Raw genomic sequence first — 16,866 nt, 5'->3', positions numbered from 1 at the left:
GACATATGTCTACCCTGCGGCGCATTCGGCGGCAGGAGTGCGACATATGTCCGATTCGGGGATAGGGTATTACGTCCTATTCCTTGCGATGGATTTTGCGGAAGGCGCTCGGCAGTTCGCCGGTCTGATCGCGAAATACCGTGCTGAAATACTTGCCGTCCAAATACCCGGTCTTCTCGGCAACCCACAGGATCGGCATATTCGTATGCACCAGGTATTCCTTGGCTTTGTCCACTCTCGCCTGACGCACGTACTCGTTGAACGTCTTTCCGACGATGTCCCGGAAGCATTGGCTGAAATAACTGCGGCTCATGTTGACCCGCTTCGCGATATCGGCGGCGTACAGTTGTCCGGCCAACTGCTCTTGGATCAATTGGACGGCCTTCTTGACGGCATCTTGGACTTCCTGCGAATAATGCGGCGATCCCAATGCTTTGCCGAGCGCCCCCCTGATCCGGTTCAGCCAATCCGCGACCGCCTGCCAATCGGCGAAGACCTCCGGCAGTTCCAGCCGGTCCGCCAAAATCGAGCCGTACAGCGCATTCCATTCCTCCGTCAGCCTGCTCAGCAGCCCCATCAGCCTGTCCGAAGAAAGGTTCATGGCACATAGCTTGTCCAGAAGAACTTCGAAGCCTTCGTCGTCCTGTACCCAGCCGGGAGACAGCCAATGCTCGGCGGCATCGGATAGTTGGTCTTCGTTCACGTCCGGCCGTGACTCCCGCGCTTCCGGGACATGACGATCCTCGATGCCTTCGGCGGAAGTCTCGGTCTCGCCGCCCGACTGCGGCCGCTTCTTCTCTTCCTCCGCGATCCGCTCGCGAATGCGCGCCAGGATTTCGGAGAAGCGGTCGGCCGTCAGCTCCACTTTGGCGATGTAATCGATGGCGCCGAGCCGCAGCGCCTCCTGGATATATTCAAAATCCTGGTGAAGCGTCAGGACGATAATATACAGCCGCGGATAACGCTTGCGGACGATCCGCATCAGCTCGATGCCGGACATGACGGGCATCGCCAGGTCCGTCAGCATCAAGTCCACCTCGTGCTCCGCCAGAAATTCGATGGCCTTCTCCCCGTTCTTGGCTTCGCCCACCACCTGCATGCCGTATTCCGCCCATGGCAAGGACGTGATCAAGCCCTGCCTCACCAATTTCTCGTCGTCCACGACCAGTACCCGAATCACGGCGTATCCTCCTTCGATATCGGCAAGCTTAGATAGATGCTCGTCCCTTGTCCGGGCGCGCTCACGATATGTATCCGCGCTTTGCCGTTGTAATACACTTCCAGCATCCGTTTCACGTAATTCATGCCGATGCCCATGCCTACCTTCTCCCGCTCCATTTGTTCGTTGTGGAGCAGCTTGGCGATGGCTTCCTGCGTCATGCCGGAGCCGTTATCCTGTATGGAAATCTCGATCATTTCCTGCGCCTTGACCCGAACCTGGATGATCCCGTTGTCGCTGAAGCCGTGATAGAGCGAATTCTCCACCAGCGGCTGCAGGATGAAGCGGGGAATCGGCATGTCGAGCAAGCTCTGATCCACTTCGATATCCACCTGGAACTCAAAATCGTAGCGGACCTTCTGCAGGATCAAATACTGCTTGAGCGCGTCCACCTCGTCGCGGATCGTCGAGGACTGGCCGAGCTTGCCCAAGTTATAGTGCAGCAGCTTGTTGAGCGACGTGATGATCCGGTCGATCTCGCCTTGCCCGTTCATGACCGCGAGCCAATGCACCGTGTCCAGCGTATTCATCAGAAAATGCGGATTGATCTGGTAGAGCAGCTTCTCGACCTCCAAGTCGGCTCTCCTTTTCTCCTTATGCTGAACCTCCACGAACAGGTCCCAGATCTGCGTCTTCATGTCGCGGAACTGCTCCAGGAGCTGATCGAATTCCGGGATCCGGGTCTGGACGAGCACGGACGGCGTCTTGTTGCTGGTCATCAGTTTGATTTCCTTGTTGAAGTTCGATAACGGGCGATATACCATTTTCCACAGCAGCCAAGCCATGAACACGCTGACCCCGAGGAAGAACAGCGAGGACACGAGTGTCTGCAGAAACCATTTGTTCATTTCCTTGTTGTAATCCGCGTTCGAGATGACGGACACGATGCTCCAGCCTTGGTTGCTGGTCTCGTCGAACCAATAAAATTCCTTGTTCAAGCCGTGGGATTTGTCTGGCGAATCGCTGGTGAACGCCGAGTCGAGCGGGTATTCGTCCGGAATCTCGCTGTAGGTGATTTTGCGGTTGTTGTCCAGGAACAGATAGTACGCATGCTGCGGGTTCTCGCCGTTGTCGAGCAGGCTTTCCGTCAGCTTGAAATTGCTCTCGATATAGACGTACACGTCGTCACGGCTTGGCAGATCGACCTTCCGCAGCGCGGACAGCACGTAGTTATTGTTGAAGCGGTCGTAGCTGATATGCGGGCCGTAATAGGTAATGCCGTAATATTCGGTCAGCAGCGGGAGCGTATTCGGATCGAAATCGGGCTTGACGCCCGTATTCTCGAACTGGTGCAGCCCGTCCTTCTGGAAGTAGTACATCGTGAGCCCGACGTTCGTATTGGTAAAGGTGATCAGGTTGAGCTCGGCGTTGATCTGCGTCGTCATCTGCGATCGTTCGTAGGCGTTGTTGGAGGTGAGCAGAATCTCCAAATCCCGGCCGATCGAGCCTTTGAAGGCGAGCTGCTCCGAGACCGAATTCAAATTCCCGATGGCATTTTCGAGGGAAAGCTCGACCTGCCTCAGATTGCTTTGCAGGTTATCTTGGATTTTGTTCGTCAGGATCGAATAAATCGTGTGGTAAGAGATGAAGAATACAAAAATAAACGGCAGCAGGGAGCTGATTAAAAAAAGAATGATGATTCTTTTTTTCAACGTCATGGACCTGCCGCTTGGCCGTTGCATGGTTCGGTCGGTGCTCTTCATCGCGCTTGCCTCTCTTTGATTATGCCGCTTTTTCCCTTATCATGTCACGATTCGACAAACCGCGCAACACGGAATGGATCGTTCGGCTGTAATCGCCGCTCCGCGCGCTTCTCGTTAGCATGGCCGGAAATCAAGCGGCTAACACGAATATTCGCCTGCTCGCAGCCGAGATCGTTTCCTTCGGAACGCAAATAAAAACGGCAGGCGGACGCTGTGTCAGCGTCCGCCTGCCGGGTTATCGTACGAGCCTCGAATCATGGAATTTCATTCGATTCAGAATAATTGATATCCGGTCGATTTGAAATCAGATCAAGTTTGCTGCCGTGAGCAATTGGTACAGCACCTTCGCCGCCGCTTCGCGCGTCGTCGGCATCGCGGGATCGAAGAAGAGCTGTCCTTGCTTCTCGAGTCCCTGCATCAAGCCGGCATCCGTTACGGCTTGGATGCTTTCTTGCGCATACGAGCCGAACGTTGAGGCATCGGCATAAGGGCGATCCGGCGTGCCGCTCGTTTTGTCGATATGCAGCAGCTTGATGGCTCTCGCCAGCATCACGGTCAGATCCTGACGCGTGATTTGATCGTTCGGTCTGAATTTGCCGTCGCTGCCCGTGATCAGTCCAGCCTTATAGGCCGCGGCCACGTCTTGGGCAAACCATTCCGTTCCGCGGATATCGGAGAACGGCGCGGATGGGGAGCGTTTGTCCAAGCCGATCGCATTCACCAGCATGGCGGCGAATTCCGCCCGCGTGACGGACTTCTTCGGCGAGAACGCGGAATCGGAAGTGCCGTTCAAGATGAATTTGTCCGCAAGCGACTGAATTTGCTCCGCTGCCCATGAGGCTGTCGTATCCGTGAACGCGACATGACGCGTTGCGACGGCATACACGGAGAAGCCTGGGCGATTAATGGAGACGAGCGTACGACCGTCTGCCGTTTTCTTGAAGGCGGCAGGGACGGGATACACGCTGCCGTCTTCGGCATAGAGCGCGCCGGCCGTGCTTGCATCGATGCCTTTGTCCAACAGGAACGCGCGGCGAACCGCTTGTTCTGGCGCGAAGGCAACCGGCCTTTCCACTCCGCCTGCGATCGTATGCGCTTCGAATTCATACGGCGTGCCAAGCACGGTTGCAGTCGGATAACCCTTGGTAAACATCGATGCTTGATCGGCGGCTTGATTGATCTCGAGCTCGAAATCGGCATCGATTCCTTTGAGCGCCGACAACGGGATCGCAACCGAAGCGTCGTTCCACGTGAAAGCAACGGTTCCTTGCCCGGAAGCCGATTGCAGCAGCTTCACCTGCGCGGCCGTCAAGAAGAGGCGCGCATCGGCGGCGGATGCATCCGCGGATGTCGCGGCGACGGAGAAGGCAAACGGAGCGCCGTTCGCGCTGTCGATCGCTTTCTGAAGCTCGGCATCCGTTACGGTGACGACCGTTTGGTTATCCTTCACTTCGCTAGCGCTTGTCAGCGACACCAGCTTCTGATCGAATGGCACGACGGAAGCCAGCGTTTCCGAGATTGGCGTCGTTACCGGTTCGGTCGGCACGCCGCCTCCGCCGTTACCCGGATTGGTCGGGGTTCCCGGATCGCCAGGATTGCCCGGCTCATCCGGATTGCCCGGTTCCTCGGTACCGTCCGGCTCATCCTGGACATAGATCATCGAGCCGGCCGATTGGACAAGATCCGCGTTGCCTCCTCCTATGAGATGCGCCACGATCAATTGCAGCACGTACTGTCCTTCCGGCAGCTGCTTGATGGTCTCGAACCCGTTCTCGTCCTCGGTCTCGTCGGTATAGGTGCCATCCAGCTTCTCGATCCGAAGATCGCCGGCCGGCAGCGAATTCAAGCTTTGCGTCTCTTCATCGACATTGTACATATACGCCAGCGTGCCCACGTATTCTTCGTCCATGTTATAGGCATAGACCGCGGCGTAGTTCATGGAATCGTCGGCCAACGTCGCCGTGATGTCGATAGGCGACTCAGGCACGATTTTTTGGCCGGACAGGGCGAAGTTTTGCAGCGTGAAGTCGTTATCGGCCACGTCGTCGCCGACATGGATAACGAACGGCAGATGAAGCGCGGGCTTCCCGTCGCCGCTTTCCAATTTGACTTCTCCTTCGTACACGCCATGCGCGGCATCGCTCTTGGCTGCAGCCGTCAAAGTGAATGCGTGGCTGGAAGCGGCATCCGCGGTGATGGTATTGGTGCCGGCATCAAGTCCGCCCAGCTCCACAGCGACGTCGTTCACGTCCGGCGTCGCGATCGGATCGGACGGATCCGATGTCACGCTCGGGTGCATGATCACGGAAGCCGTGTACGTCACCGGGCTGTCCGAGAAGTTCTTCAGCCGAAGCGGTTTGGACAGCGGATCGGCTCCGGGCTCGATCGCCCCGAAGCTTACGCTGCTCGCTTCGCTGTCGATGATTTTCGCATTCATCTTCTCGTCGTAGATCGTGATCGGATCCATGGCTTCCACGATCGCCGGCGTCAGGATGGCGTTCGCCACGTCCGCCCGTCCGGCGCCTTGGGAATAGACGTCGTATTGCGTGCCGTTCTCGTCATGCAGCGTATCCGACGTATTGGCGAGCGCGGCGCGCACGTCGCGCGGCGTCCAGTCGGGATGCTCTTGCTTCATGAGCAGGGCCAATCCGGCAATATGCGGCGTAGCCATGCTCGTGCCGCTGATCCGGTAGTAGGCCGTGTCATAATCGGGAATCGGTTCGTACCCGTAATCGACTTCCCCGTAAGCGGGCCATGTAGAGCGGATGTTCACGCCCGGCGCGGTAATATCCGGCTTGATGCTGTAATTGCCGTCCGAGTTCGGACCGCGCGAGCTGAAATCGGCGATCGTGTCGCCGGGCAGCACCGTCTCGGGATAATCCGCTCCGAATGCGAATTGCAGAGGCTTGCCTTCGTTCGCGGGATCGAGGATCTTCCTTGCCAGCGCCCTTCCCTCGGAACCCGACATGTCGAAGGCTGGAATATAGTCGGAGTTTTCGCCAAGGAAGGCGATCGAACCGATCTTGCCGTCCCGATCCGCGATATGCTCGGAGAGGTCGGCTTCGTTCGTATCCGTAACCTCTTTGCCGTTAAAAATGACGATCGCTTTCGCGCCGTGCTGCTTGGCGATCGCGATCTTGTCCACGAACGCAAGCACGCCGCGCGAGGCGAGAACCACTTTGCCCGACACGTCGGTCGTGTAATCGTCGTCGTTGCCCAGGCCGACGTACACGGCATCCTGCGGATCCGTTCCCAATATCTCGCCGAAGTTCGATTGATTGTCCTGCCAAGCCATGGCATCGAGCGAATACGGCGGTTGATCAACCGACAGCGAATCCGTGAAGCTGCCGCCGAAGTGGCGGCTGGTGCTCGTGGCCGCCGCGACCGATATGCCCAGCTGCGCGCTCGCCGGGGATCCCATGGAATAGTAATAGTAACCGTCGGCCGCGGCATTGCCGTTCGCCACGACCGCGATCACGCCGGATAGCACGGCATTGTTGACGGCGATGGAGTCGGGCGAATTCGGACTTTTCTCCATATCCGAGCCCAAGGACATGTTAATGACGTCCATGTGGTCCTTGATGGCATGCTCGATGCCGTCGATGACCTGGGCGGATGAGCCCGTCACATCGACTTGTTGCTTGTCCTCGTTCCATTTCGCCCCTAACACCTTATAGGAATAGAGGTCGGCCTCGTACGCGATCCCCTTCTGCACGAGCTCCGCATTCGGGTTCGCCGCGCGGCCTGCGATGGTTCCGGCAACGTGCGTGCCGTGTTCGGAGCCCGCAAAGCCGTAGCTGATGTTCGGGACGTCCTCGTACGGGTCGTTATCCTTATAGTAGGAATCGTACCCCCCTTTGTAGGCGCCTTTCAGATCGGGATGGTCATAATCGATGCCCGTATCGATGACGCCGATCTTCATGCCTTTCCCCGTCAAGCCGTTCATCCAGGCGGTATCCGCTCCGATTTGCTTGATGGGATCGATATCGTAGTTGATTTCGCTTGCGCCATCCGCGCCGTATTCGGGCGTTGCAGGCATCGGGATCGGATAATAAGTGCGGTTCTTGCTGATCGCCTTTACGCCGGCCATTTGCGCCAGCTTCGGAATTTCATTGGCGCTGACGGTCACTTCCATGCCGTTCAACACCGTATCGTACTGATAGTTCACGGTCATGGCGACGCCCTTGCTGCCCGCGGCGCTGACGAACGACGTTTGCTCCGCCTTGACCGCGCGCTGAACCGAATCAGGCGAGAACGAGCTTCTCGTCAGCTCCGATGCATACTTGGCGACGGACACCGGCTGCGCGCTCAGCTGCACGATCACGTTGACCTTGTCGGTCGAGGTCGTATCGAGGCTCGGATCGATGGTCGCGCCCGGATTGCCGGAAGCGCCGCTGCCGGCGGGATTGAGCGCCTTCAGCTCGCTTAGGTTCGAAGGAAACAGCGGACCGCCGGGATGAAGGATATTGGCGAGATTCGTCTCCGCTCCGGCCGCTTCGCTTGCGTGGCCGAACGGAGCCGTCAGCAGCATGGCGGCCGTGAGGAGGGCGACCGATTGTTTGATCATGGATTTAGCCAATTTGCGATTCCTCTTTTCCTATGATTGATGAATGATGACCTTTTACTGCGTGACGGACAAGGCGTCGAACGAGACGATCGTGCCGCCCGACTGCGGATTTTTCTCGCCCAGGTTGACGATCTTAATCGTGTGGGCGCCCGAAGTGAGAATGTTCGATTCGAAGACGACGGTACGATAATGGTCGGCTTCGCTGTACAGATCGACCGCGTCCGGCGTAACCAGCTTGTCGTCGATGTAGATATTCGCTTTGCCGCGGTCCTTGCCGACGAGCGCATACAGCTTCACCTGCGTGCCCTCGAACTTCAATTTCGCGTAGCTGCCCGCTTTATCCGAGTAGATGGCTCTGCCTCCGAGATGCTTCACGCTGTAGTTCGTCGTCCATTGCCCCGAAAGCGTCAAACCGGGATCGTTGTCTTGTACCAAATTCGCGACATTGAACGCATCGACGTTGATGAACGTGCCGTCGGATTTCTTGGCGGACGGATCGTGCTTGCCGGTCCATACGATCTTGATCGCATGCTGGCCGAACGGCAGCATCTTCTCGAACACGATCTGTTTGTTCAGCGATTTGGCGCTGTACAGCGAAGGCGAAGCCACTTTCGCGCCGTCGACGTAGACGTCGGCGATCCCTTGATCCGCGTTCTTGGAGCCGATCCAGGAGAAATAGCTGCCGACGAAGGCGAATTCGACTTTGCCCGCGGCATCGATTTCCTTCTTGCTGCTGCCCGAATAGGCGCTGCCGTCCATCTGCTTCCAAGGTCCGGAGAAGGCGAGCGAACTGCTGGAATCCTCGTAGTCGCCGATCTGGTTATCCCGCTGGAGCGTCAGGCTGTACGCGCCTTTGCCTTTATGCGCGAAAACGTCCAGGTAGTAAGTGCCGCTCGTCGTTACCTTGTAATCGAAGGATTCCGAGGATGTCTTGTCGTTCTCGGAGTAAGCGAGCATATGATCGTTCAGGTTCACGGTCGTTGCGTCCGGCGCGTACAGATAGAGATCGAAATCCGCGTTCTTGTCGCCGGTCATCGAGACGCTGATATTCTCGCCGGCATGGAGCTCGACCGCATAGACGTCGTTCAGGTCAGAGCTGTCATCCAAGCGATTGGAGATGCTGTCGCCGGTGAACGGCGAACCGGGAATCTCGTCGTCGGTCAACGCCTGATACGCGTTGATCATCCGGCCGCTGGCTACTTTCCCCGACAACGAACTGATCTTGGTGCCGCTGTTGATCACCCGCTGCTTGACGGCCAGCGCGCTGAGCGAAGTCTCTTGGCCAAGCACCAGCGCCGCTGCGCCAGCCGCATGCGCGGCGGCGATCGAGGTGCCTCGCATGTAGCCGTAGCTGCTGCCTTTAAAATCCTTCGTCACGTTCAACAGGTCGATCTTGGCAATCGAAGGATCCCGCGAAATGATCCAGTTGTAGCTGTCTTTGTCCTCGTCGAGCGGGTAGTCCTTATAGTCGTAAATCGTGCCGGACACCCCGATTGCGTTGCTGTAGAAATACTGATCCATGAAAGCAAGGTGCAGGACATCCTTGACGAAAGGCGTGTCAATGATGCTTGAAGCTTCTTCGCCCATGTATTCCGTCGGTCCGTTCAGCACGTTCGTGCCGGTCAGCATCAGATGACCGCCGCCGTGCAGAAAATCCGTCAGGTTCTTCTGATCGTTCGCGGTCAGGTTGGAAACGTAAAACCGGTCCGCCATGCCCGTAAACCAGATCACGGCGTCGTACGCCTGCATTTTCGCCAGCGTCGGGCCGTCGCCTCCGTCCGGCGAGGCTTGCACGATATCGACCCCGGCGTAATCCTGAAGAAGGTCGGTGTACTTCGCCAGTTTGCTGGCGCTTGGAAGGGCCGTGTAATTCGAGAGGTCGTCCTGAACAAGGAGAATTTTACGGTCCGGATCGCTTTTGGATACCTCGAGGTAGTCCATGGCCGTGTCGAACGCGTCTTGACGATAGTCATAGTCCGCGTCTTCCTCGTCCAGGATGTTCTCGAAGGCAATGCCGTTGAAGATCGCCTTGGAGCCGTTCGCGGGATCGTGGATCTCCGCCGCCAAGCCGGTGTTCGATACCGGAACCGCGGCCGCGATCGCCTCCCCGGGGGCAGCGACGTCAACGGACGCAAAGCCGATATTGGCATCGTTGACAATACGGCCTTCGTTATCGATTCCCGTCACCGAGAGGATGTTCGGGCTGTCGAAAGCAGCGGGGTAAGACGGCGTGCCGTCGATGTTCACCTGATAATCGCCCGCTCCCGTCACGAACAGCATGGAGGAAGAGTCGATGGCATCCTTAAAGGCTTGGCTGTATTCGAAGGTTTGCGCGCTGATGTCGGCGATTTGAGCGCCGTTGTTGTCGGCATATTCGATGGCTTCGATCAGGTCGGACACGTAACCGTTATCCGCGCCGATGTATTTGAGCGGCATGATCTTGACGTTCGGCGCAATGCCCGCCAAGCCGGTTCCGTTATTGACGGAGCCCGCGATGATGCCGGCTAAAGCCGTGCCTTCCGAGTTCAAGTCGAGTTCGGAATAAATTTGGTTATTGTCCTCGACGAAGTTCCAGCCGTGCACGTCGTCGGCGTAATGATTGTTGTCGTCATCCGTTTCGTTGCCGGCCCGCTCCTTCGGATTGGTCCAGATGCTGTCCGCCAGGTCCGGATGGTCGATCTGAATGCCGGTGCCCATCACCGCGACGACCACGTCCGGATTCCCCTTCGTGACCGTCCACGCTTCAGGCGCTTTGATATCGAGTCCCGGAAGGCCTGGATACCCTTCCTGGAACGGATTGTTCAAGTTGAAAGGCGGGGTTTGCCCCGTATTTTGCAGCGCCCATTGCCTGTCGAAGTACGTATCGTCCGGTTGCGTCACGTCTTGGGCGATTTTCTTGATTTGATTCAGGCTGTCGGCCGATGTGCCGGATTTGTACAGTTTGCGGTCGGGTTCGGCATAGAGCACGTTCGGGTCGTCGTTCAGTTTGTCGAGCAGCGATTTCACGTCGTCGGCAGAGGTTAGCTCGATGACGGTGGCATCGATGCCTGCCAGTTTCGCGCTGCTTTTCGTCTTGCCGGCGGGCAGAATCGAAGCAGCGGCCGAAGCATGACCCTGCTTGTATTTCACGATGATCCGGTCGACGCCCTCAAGGCTCTTGTCGGATGTTGGCGGAACGGCTTTCACGTCGTTCGAAGCGCCGGCTTTCGGCGCGATTTGCACGATGTTTTCTTTGGGAGCCGTCTTGGCTGTCCAAGTGCTTTTCTTCGGATTCGCCTCGGCCGCATGGGTCAAAGCGGGACTAACGGAGCCGATCATAAGCGAAGATAATGCCGTGATCGCGATCGACTTTATTACCTGTTCTCGTTTCAAGTTGTCGCCCTCCTGTTTGACAATAATGTTGAACTATGTAGGCTGCGGCAAGCTTCCGGATCCCCCGCGCTTTAACCTCCTCTACCATTTTGAATCTAGCACGATTTAATAGAGCTGGAACATCATGTTGCGAATTGTAGCATAGTGCAAATTCCTTATCAATCGTCCGACAAAAATATTTTCTATTTTCTGGTGATAAACAGGACTTGACTCCAAAGTATATACGACTTAAGACATAACTTATTATGTTATATCCACGTAACTAATTTCGTTATTTATTTCAATTTCGCTATTTTCTCACCTGATATTAAAAAAGATTTAGCCAATTATTCCAGCAAAGCGTTAATTAATTAAAGTAATTTAGCCGAATAAATTCCAATTTCAGTAACTCAGTACAAAGGATTTGTCTACTTTCCTCATGACTTCATGTGAGGTTTATAATATGAAAATGATGTAAACCCCTTGGTTCCATCGTATCTTCCGGTCTCTCGCAACAAATAGCAGTATACAAATAGTGCAAATAAATAACTAGCTTCTGATGACCCCTTATACCGCGTTTTAACGTCGCGGAAGGTCACTGAAAAACAAAAAGCTCAAGCCGTGCTGGCTTGAGCTGATCGTTTGACTAAACGATTTACGCGTAATGACGGATTCGATCTATCCCCCCAAATGCCGGATAATTCCGATCGAAAGTATGGACGATTGCCTACTCGGCAAACTAGGTGCTTATCCAGGAAGATTTCACTAGACGGAAAGGCTATCTTCTCCGTAAATTGTCGTTTCTTGGCGAAATCAGCACCGGCGATCTTCATGCATCATAGATTGTACTTCAGCCGTTCCGTTGAAAATGCTCACAAAAAAAGCCGCGTTATACGCGGCTGGACAATAAAAAATCCCCGAACGCGAAGTTCGGGGATTCATGGCTGCTTACAGTTTTACGACGTTCTCGGCTTGTTGGCCTCTGTTGCCTTGAACGATGTTGAACTCGACGCGTTGGCCTTCGTCCAACGATTTATAGCCGTCGCCGGCAATCGCGCTGAAATGCACGAATACGTCTTGGCCGCCTTCTACCTCGATAAAACCAAAGCCCTTTTCTGCATTAAACCATTTCACTGTTCCTGTTTGCATGGAAACACCTCCAAAAATTACATGAATTTTCCATATTAGAAAAATTCACATATTGCACAAGGTTGATATCAAAACATTAACCCTGTGCAAAATGTGAATTAAGGTCAAAATCTCAATGCGTTTATCATAGCACATTGCGGGCAGAACTGCAATTGTATTCGCTTTCCGAATTAAATATTCCCTACCCCTCCTTTTCCCTTGCGCGAGTTCCGGTTATTGCCGCTCCGATATGATACACTTGATTCGTTCGATACAGTAGAGGAGTTATTCGATGAACTTACTCGGCAGCACGAAACACCTGCGCAAGATCGTTGCGCCTTACGAGAAATCGAGCGTATGGCGGAGCGTATGGCAAATGTTCAATACCTTTGCCCCCTTATTCATCCTGTGGTACGTGGCATATTTGAGTCTTTCCGTTTCCTATTGGCTGACGCTGCCGCTAACCGTCATCACCGCGGGATTGCTGGTTCGGGTGTTCATTATTTTCCACGATTGCTGCCACGGCTCATTCTTCGCGAATCGAAGGGCCAACGAAATCGTCGGCGCGATTGCCGGCATCTTGACTTGCTGTCCGTTAAATCAATGGCGTTACAGCCACTCCATGCATCATGCTACCAACGGCAACCTGGATCGACGGGGAACCGGCGACATCCGGACGCTGACGGTCCAGGAATACCTGGCCCTGCCTTTCTACAAGCGGATGGGCTATCGGATTTACCGCAATCCGTTCGTCTTGTTCGGACTCGGTCCCATCTTCGTCTTCCTGTTCCAGTACCGCTTCAACCGCAAGGAAGCGAAAATCAAAGAACGGCTGAACACGTATATCATCAATGCCGGCATCGTCGCCGCGGCGGGGCTGCTGTGCTGGGCTTTCGGCTGGCAGGCTTTCCTGTTGATCCAAGGACCGACTTTCTTGATATCGGGCATCGTCGGCTTCTGGCTGTTCTATGTGCAGCATCAGTTCGAGCACAGCTACTTCGAGAAGGGCGAGAACTGGAATTACGTCGACGCGGCGCTCCAAGGAAGCTCGTTCTACAAGCTTCCGAAAGTGCTGCAATGGTTCACGGGAAACATCGGGTACCATCATATCCATCACTTGAGCCCGCGCGTGCCGAACTACTACCTGGAACGCACGCATGACGAGAACGAGATGCTTCAGAGCGACCATCCGATTACCCTGTTCACCAGCCTGCGCTCGTTTCGCTTTCGCATATGGGATGAGCACCGCAAGCAATTGATGGGCTTCGGGTACATCAAACGCTTCAAGCTCGAGCAAAGCAAGAGCGGCGGCGCCTGAGCACTACAGCGTACGGACATGGCATTTCTCATAGCGGTCAATACGGGCAGCTCGCCGGGCTGTCCGTATTATTTTGGCGAAGTTACGCGACCGCCGCCAACATGCATCGTCCAAGTACGATTCCGTCGGCATGAGAGATTCGAAAAAGCACAGCGCGAGCTCGCTAATCGCAAGCCCACAAAAGTCCCGCCCCTCATCGCCAACGCCGAACAAACGCGTATCGTCCCTAGAAGGATGGTACGCGCTTGTTCGGGTTTAAGCGATTACTTCCCGATATCGGTTACCGGTTACCTGTACGCCGGCAGCAAATCGCCGTAAGCTTCAAGCATCTCGTCCACCATTGCCTTGATCGTGTCGATGGGCAGCTCGGAGGACGTGTGCGGATCGAGCAGTGCCGCATGGTAGATATGCTCGCGCTTTCGGGTGACCGCCGCCTCGATGGTAAGCAGCTGCATGTTGATGTTCGTCCGGTTCAGCGCGGCGAGCTGCGGCGGGAGCGCGCCGAAGCGCGTCGGCGTGACGCCTTCGCCGTCCACGACGCAGGATACCTCCACGCAAGCCTCCTCCGGCAAATTCGAGATCAACCCTCCGGTGTTCAGCACGTTGCCCGCGATTTTGTAAGGCACGTTCGTCTCCATGGCTTCCATAATATAGGAGGCGTATTCATGCGTGCGCACATGCGTCACCGACGCGTTGCGGACCAGATCGTTCATCGCCCGTTCCCAGTACGTTTTGCCGCTCTCGCCCCATCCCTTGTAGTTCTCCGTCGGGATATTGTATTTCTCCAGCAGCTCCGGATAGGCATTCTTGATGAAGTAAGGCAGGTATTCGGCGCCGTGCATGCTGGATTCGGTCACGTAATGACCGAAGGTATTCATGATCTCGTACCGGACCATGTCGTCATGCGGTCCCGGTCTTGCCGCCGCTCTGCGCTTGATCTCCGGGTAAAGATCCTCGCCGCCACGCGTGATGTCGAGCAGCCATGCCTGATGATTGATGCCGGCGATCCGCCAGCGGACATTCTCTGCGCTCATGCCGAGCCCTTCGAGCAGCTCCTTCGCGCAGACCTGAACGCTGTGGCACAGCCCTACCGCCTTGATGCCGGTTTCCCGCAATACCGCGCCCGTCAGGATCGCCATCGGATTGGTATAGTTCAGGAACCACGCGTCCGGGCACAGCTCCTCCATGTCGCGCGCGAATTCGAGCATGACGTCTATCGTCCGCAACCCGCGCATCAATCCGCCCATGCCGAGCGTATCCGCATAGGTTTGCTTCAAGCCGTATTTGCGCGGCAGCTCGTGATCGCGCCGGATGACCGGCTCGAATGCGCCGACGGAGATGGCGTTAATGACGTAATCCGCGGCTTTGAGCGCCTCGCGCCTGTCGGCGTACGCTTTGATCGTCGCTTTCCCGCCGAGGTTGGCGTTCAGGTTGAGCAGCATTTTCTCCGATTCCTTCAGCCGTTCCAAATCGATGTCGTGCAGCGCGATATGCGCGTCGGCCAGCGCCGGCGTCAGCATGCAGTCCCCGAGTACGTTTTTGACGAATATGGTGCTTCCCGCACCGATGAAGGCGATTTTTGGCATGGCTTCTTCCTGCTCCTTTTTCCGTATGCTTAGATGTCGAACGATAAATGCCGCCTTGGCGCCCGAACGGACGCGGCCGGCCTTCCGCCGGTCATGTCCGTTCACGCAGTCTTTCGGCGTTACCTTTGCGCTCTTTTACGCGTTGCGCCTCTCTTGCCTCGCTAGCCTTTCACGCTGCCCATGACGATGCCCTCCGCGAAATACTTCTGCAGGAACGGGTAGACGAGCAGCACCGGAATCACGGCCACGAATACTTGCGCCGCTTTCGAGGTGCGATCGGATACTTCCGACCAGTTCAGCAGGTCCTGGGCCGTCACGAGCGACAGGTCGCGGTTGACGATCACCGTCTGCAGATAGCTCTGCAAGGGGTAATGCTCTGGCCGGTTCATGAGGATCAAGCCGTCGAACCACGCGTTCCAATGCGTCACGATGCAGAACAAGGTCAGCGTCGCGACCGCCGGCGCCGACAACGGAACGGCGATCCGCCACAGCGCCTGCCACCTGCCCGCCCCGTCGATCTGGGCGGCTTGGTCGATCTCGTCCGGCAGCGATTTGAAGAAATTGAGCAGCAGGATGACATTGAAGACCGGCACGGCCCCCGGCAGGATCATGGCCCAGAACGTATCGATGATGCCCGTCAGCTTGATGGTCATGTACCACGGAATAAGTCCGCCGCTGAACAGCATGGTCAGCACGAAATACCAGGCGTAGGCATTGCGGAAACGGAATTCCCGGCTCCCCTTCGAGAGCGGATAGGCGATGAGGATCGTCAGCAGCATATTGAGCGGAACGCCGACCGCCACCCTGCCGAGCGAGACGAGGAACGACTTGGCGAACTCCGGCTTGTTCAGCACGAACGCGTAGGATTTCAAGTTGAATCCGACCGGCCATAGATGGACCTTGCCCGCGCCGACCGCGGCGCTCGAGCTGAACGAGATGGCCAGCACGTTCGCCAGCGGCAGCAGGCAGGCGACGGCGACCGCCGTCAGGAACACGTAGTTGAACGCAAGAAACGTCCGTCTGCTTATCGAATGCTGTTTATGCATGATCATCCCGCTTTTCCTAGAAGATGCGATAATCCGTCAGCCTGTAGGCCAGCAGGTAAGACAAGCCGACCATGACGAAGGACACGACCGATTTGAACAGCCCGACCGCCGTGGCCACGCCGTAATTGGCGTTCTCGAGCCCGATGCGGAATACGAGCGTGTCGATGATATCGCCCGTCTTGTAGACCTGCGGGCTGTACAGGTTGAATACCTGCTCGAAGCCCGCGTTCAGGATATTGCCGAGGCTGAGCACCGACATGAGCACGATCATCGGCAGCAGCGCGGGCAGCGTGACGCTGATCGTCTGCCGGAGCCTGCCCGCGCCGTCCATGGAGGCAGCCTCGTACAATGCCGGATTGATGCCGGTCAGCGCGGCCAGGTAGACGATCGTGCCGTAGCCGAACTCCTTCCACGTATCGGTCAGCACGAGCGTGAACGGGAACCAGCGCGAATCGCCCAGGAAATAGACCGGAGGAATCTTGAATATCCCGAGCATGCCGTTCACGATCCCCGTCGACGGCGAGAGAATGTCGATCAGAATCCCGCTCAGGATGATCCACGAGAGAAAATGCGGAAAATAAATGATCGTCTGGATGCTCCGCCGGAACAGCCGCTGCCGCGCTTCGTTCAGCAGCAGGGCGAAGGAGACGGGCACGATGATGCCCGCGGCCATTTTCATGCCGGCGATGACGAACGTATTGCGCAGCACGTCCAGCGTTCCGGGCAAGCGCAGCATATACTCGAAATTTTTCCATCCGACCCACGGGGACATGAACATCCCCTTGGACGGAACGAGTCTCTCGAATGCCATGACGATCCCGGCCATCGGCACGTAGCTGTAGATCAGCACCAGGAGAAAGCCCGGCAGGATCATCAAGTGAAAGGGCAGCTCCCGGATGGTCTTGCGTCTCATGTTTCATTCGCCTCTTCCTTGCCGGAGACGGCTTC

At 56.3% G+C, this 16,866-nt stretch carries 9 protein-coding genes; 1 reads left to right on the top strand and 8 read right to left on the bottom strand.

Going from position 1 to position 16,866, the window contains the following annotated elements:
- Positions 1–76: 76 nt before the first annotated feature.
- From AC50YL_RS18135 to cspD, 5 genes are all read right to left on the bottom strand, one after another.
- The gene (locus tag AC50YL_RS18135) at positions 77–1,180 is read right to left on the bottom strand and encodes a response regulator transcription factor (protein WP_494833660.1); all 1,104 of its coding nucleotides are present in this window, start codon (positions 1,178–1,180) and stop codon (positions 77–79) included.
- Positions 1,177–2,877 (bottom strand): sensor histidine kinase, encoded by a 1,701-nt coding sequence (locus tag AC50YL_RS18130; protein ID WP_494833658.1) that lies wholly within the window; start codon positions 2,875–2,877, stop codon positions 1,177–1,179. Before AC50YL_RS18130 ends, AC50YL_RS18135 begins: the two co-directional genes overlap by 4 nt.
- A gap of 349 nt (positions 2,878–3,226) precedes the next feature.
- Positions 3,227–7,501 carry a S8 family serine peptidase gene (locus AC50YL_RS18125; RefSeq protein WP_494833657.1) on the bottom strand — a complete coding sequence of 1,425 codons (4,275 nt, stop codon included), beginning with the start codon at positions 7,499–7,501 and terminating at the stop codon, positions 3,227–3,229.
- Positions 7,502–7,543: 42 nt separating this feature from the next.
- The gene (locus AC50YL_RS18120; protein ID WP_494833655.1) at positions 7,544–10,861 is read right to left on the bottom strand and encodes a S8 family serine peptidase; all 3,318 of its coding nucleotides are present in this window, start codon (positions 10,859–10,861) and stop codon (positions 7,544–7,546) included.
- A gap of 927 nt (positions 10,862–11,788) precedes the next feature.
- On the bottom strand, positions 11,789–11,989 hold the full coding sequence (gene cspD / locus AC50YL_RS18115; RefSeq protein WP_161746776.1) for a cold-shock protein CspD: 201 nt from the start codon (positions 11,987–11,989) through the stop codon (positions 11,789–11,791).
- Between the two features lie 271 nt (positions 11,990–12,260).
- Between cspD and desA the strand changes: the two genes are divergently transcribed.
- Positions 12,261–13,286: a Delta(5) desaturase DesA gene (desA, locus tag AC50YL_RS18110; RefSeq protein ID WP_494833652.1), complete on the top strand. Its 1,026-nt coding sequence runs from the start codon at positions 12,261–12,263 to the stop codon at positions 13,284–13,286.
- 287 nt (positions 13,287–13,573) lie between these two features.
- Here the strand turns inward: desA and AC50YL_RS18105 are convergent, their stop codons facing one another.
- The 3 genes from AC50YL_RS18105 to AC50YL_RS18095 form a co-directional block, all read right to left on the bottom strand.
- Positions 13,574–14,872, bottom strand: a complete 1,299-nt coding sequence (locus AC50YL_RS18105) for an alpha-glucosidase/alpha-galactosidase (RefSeq protein ID WP_494833650.1) — start codon at positions 14,870–14,872, stop codon at positions 13,574–13,576.
- Positions 14,873–15,033: 161 nt separating this feature from the next.
- On the bottom strand, positions 15,034–15,918 hold the full coding sequence (locus AC50YL_RS18100; RefSeq protein ID WP_494834443.1) for a carbohydrate ABC transporter permease: 885 nt from the start codon (positions 15,916–15,918) through the stop codon (positions 15,034–15,036).
- Between the two features lie 16 nt (positions 15,919–15,934).
- Positions 15,935–16,831 carry an ABC transporter permease gene (locus tag AC50YL_RS18095; RefSeq protein WP_494833648.1) on the bottom strand — a complete coding sequence of 299 codons (897 nt, stop codon included), beginning with the start codon at positions 16,829–16,831 and terminating at the stop codon, positions 15,935–15,937.
- Positions 16,832–16,866: the final 35 nt, after the last annotated feature.

The sequence above is a fragment of the Paenibacillus sp. J22P277 genome (assembly GCF_059383675.1).
The sequence above is the reverse complement of the archived record's forward strand: the minus strand, read 5'-3'. Positions and strand labels throughout refer to the sequence as shown.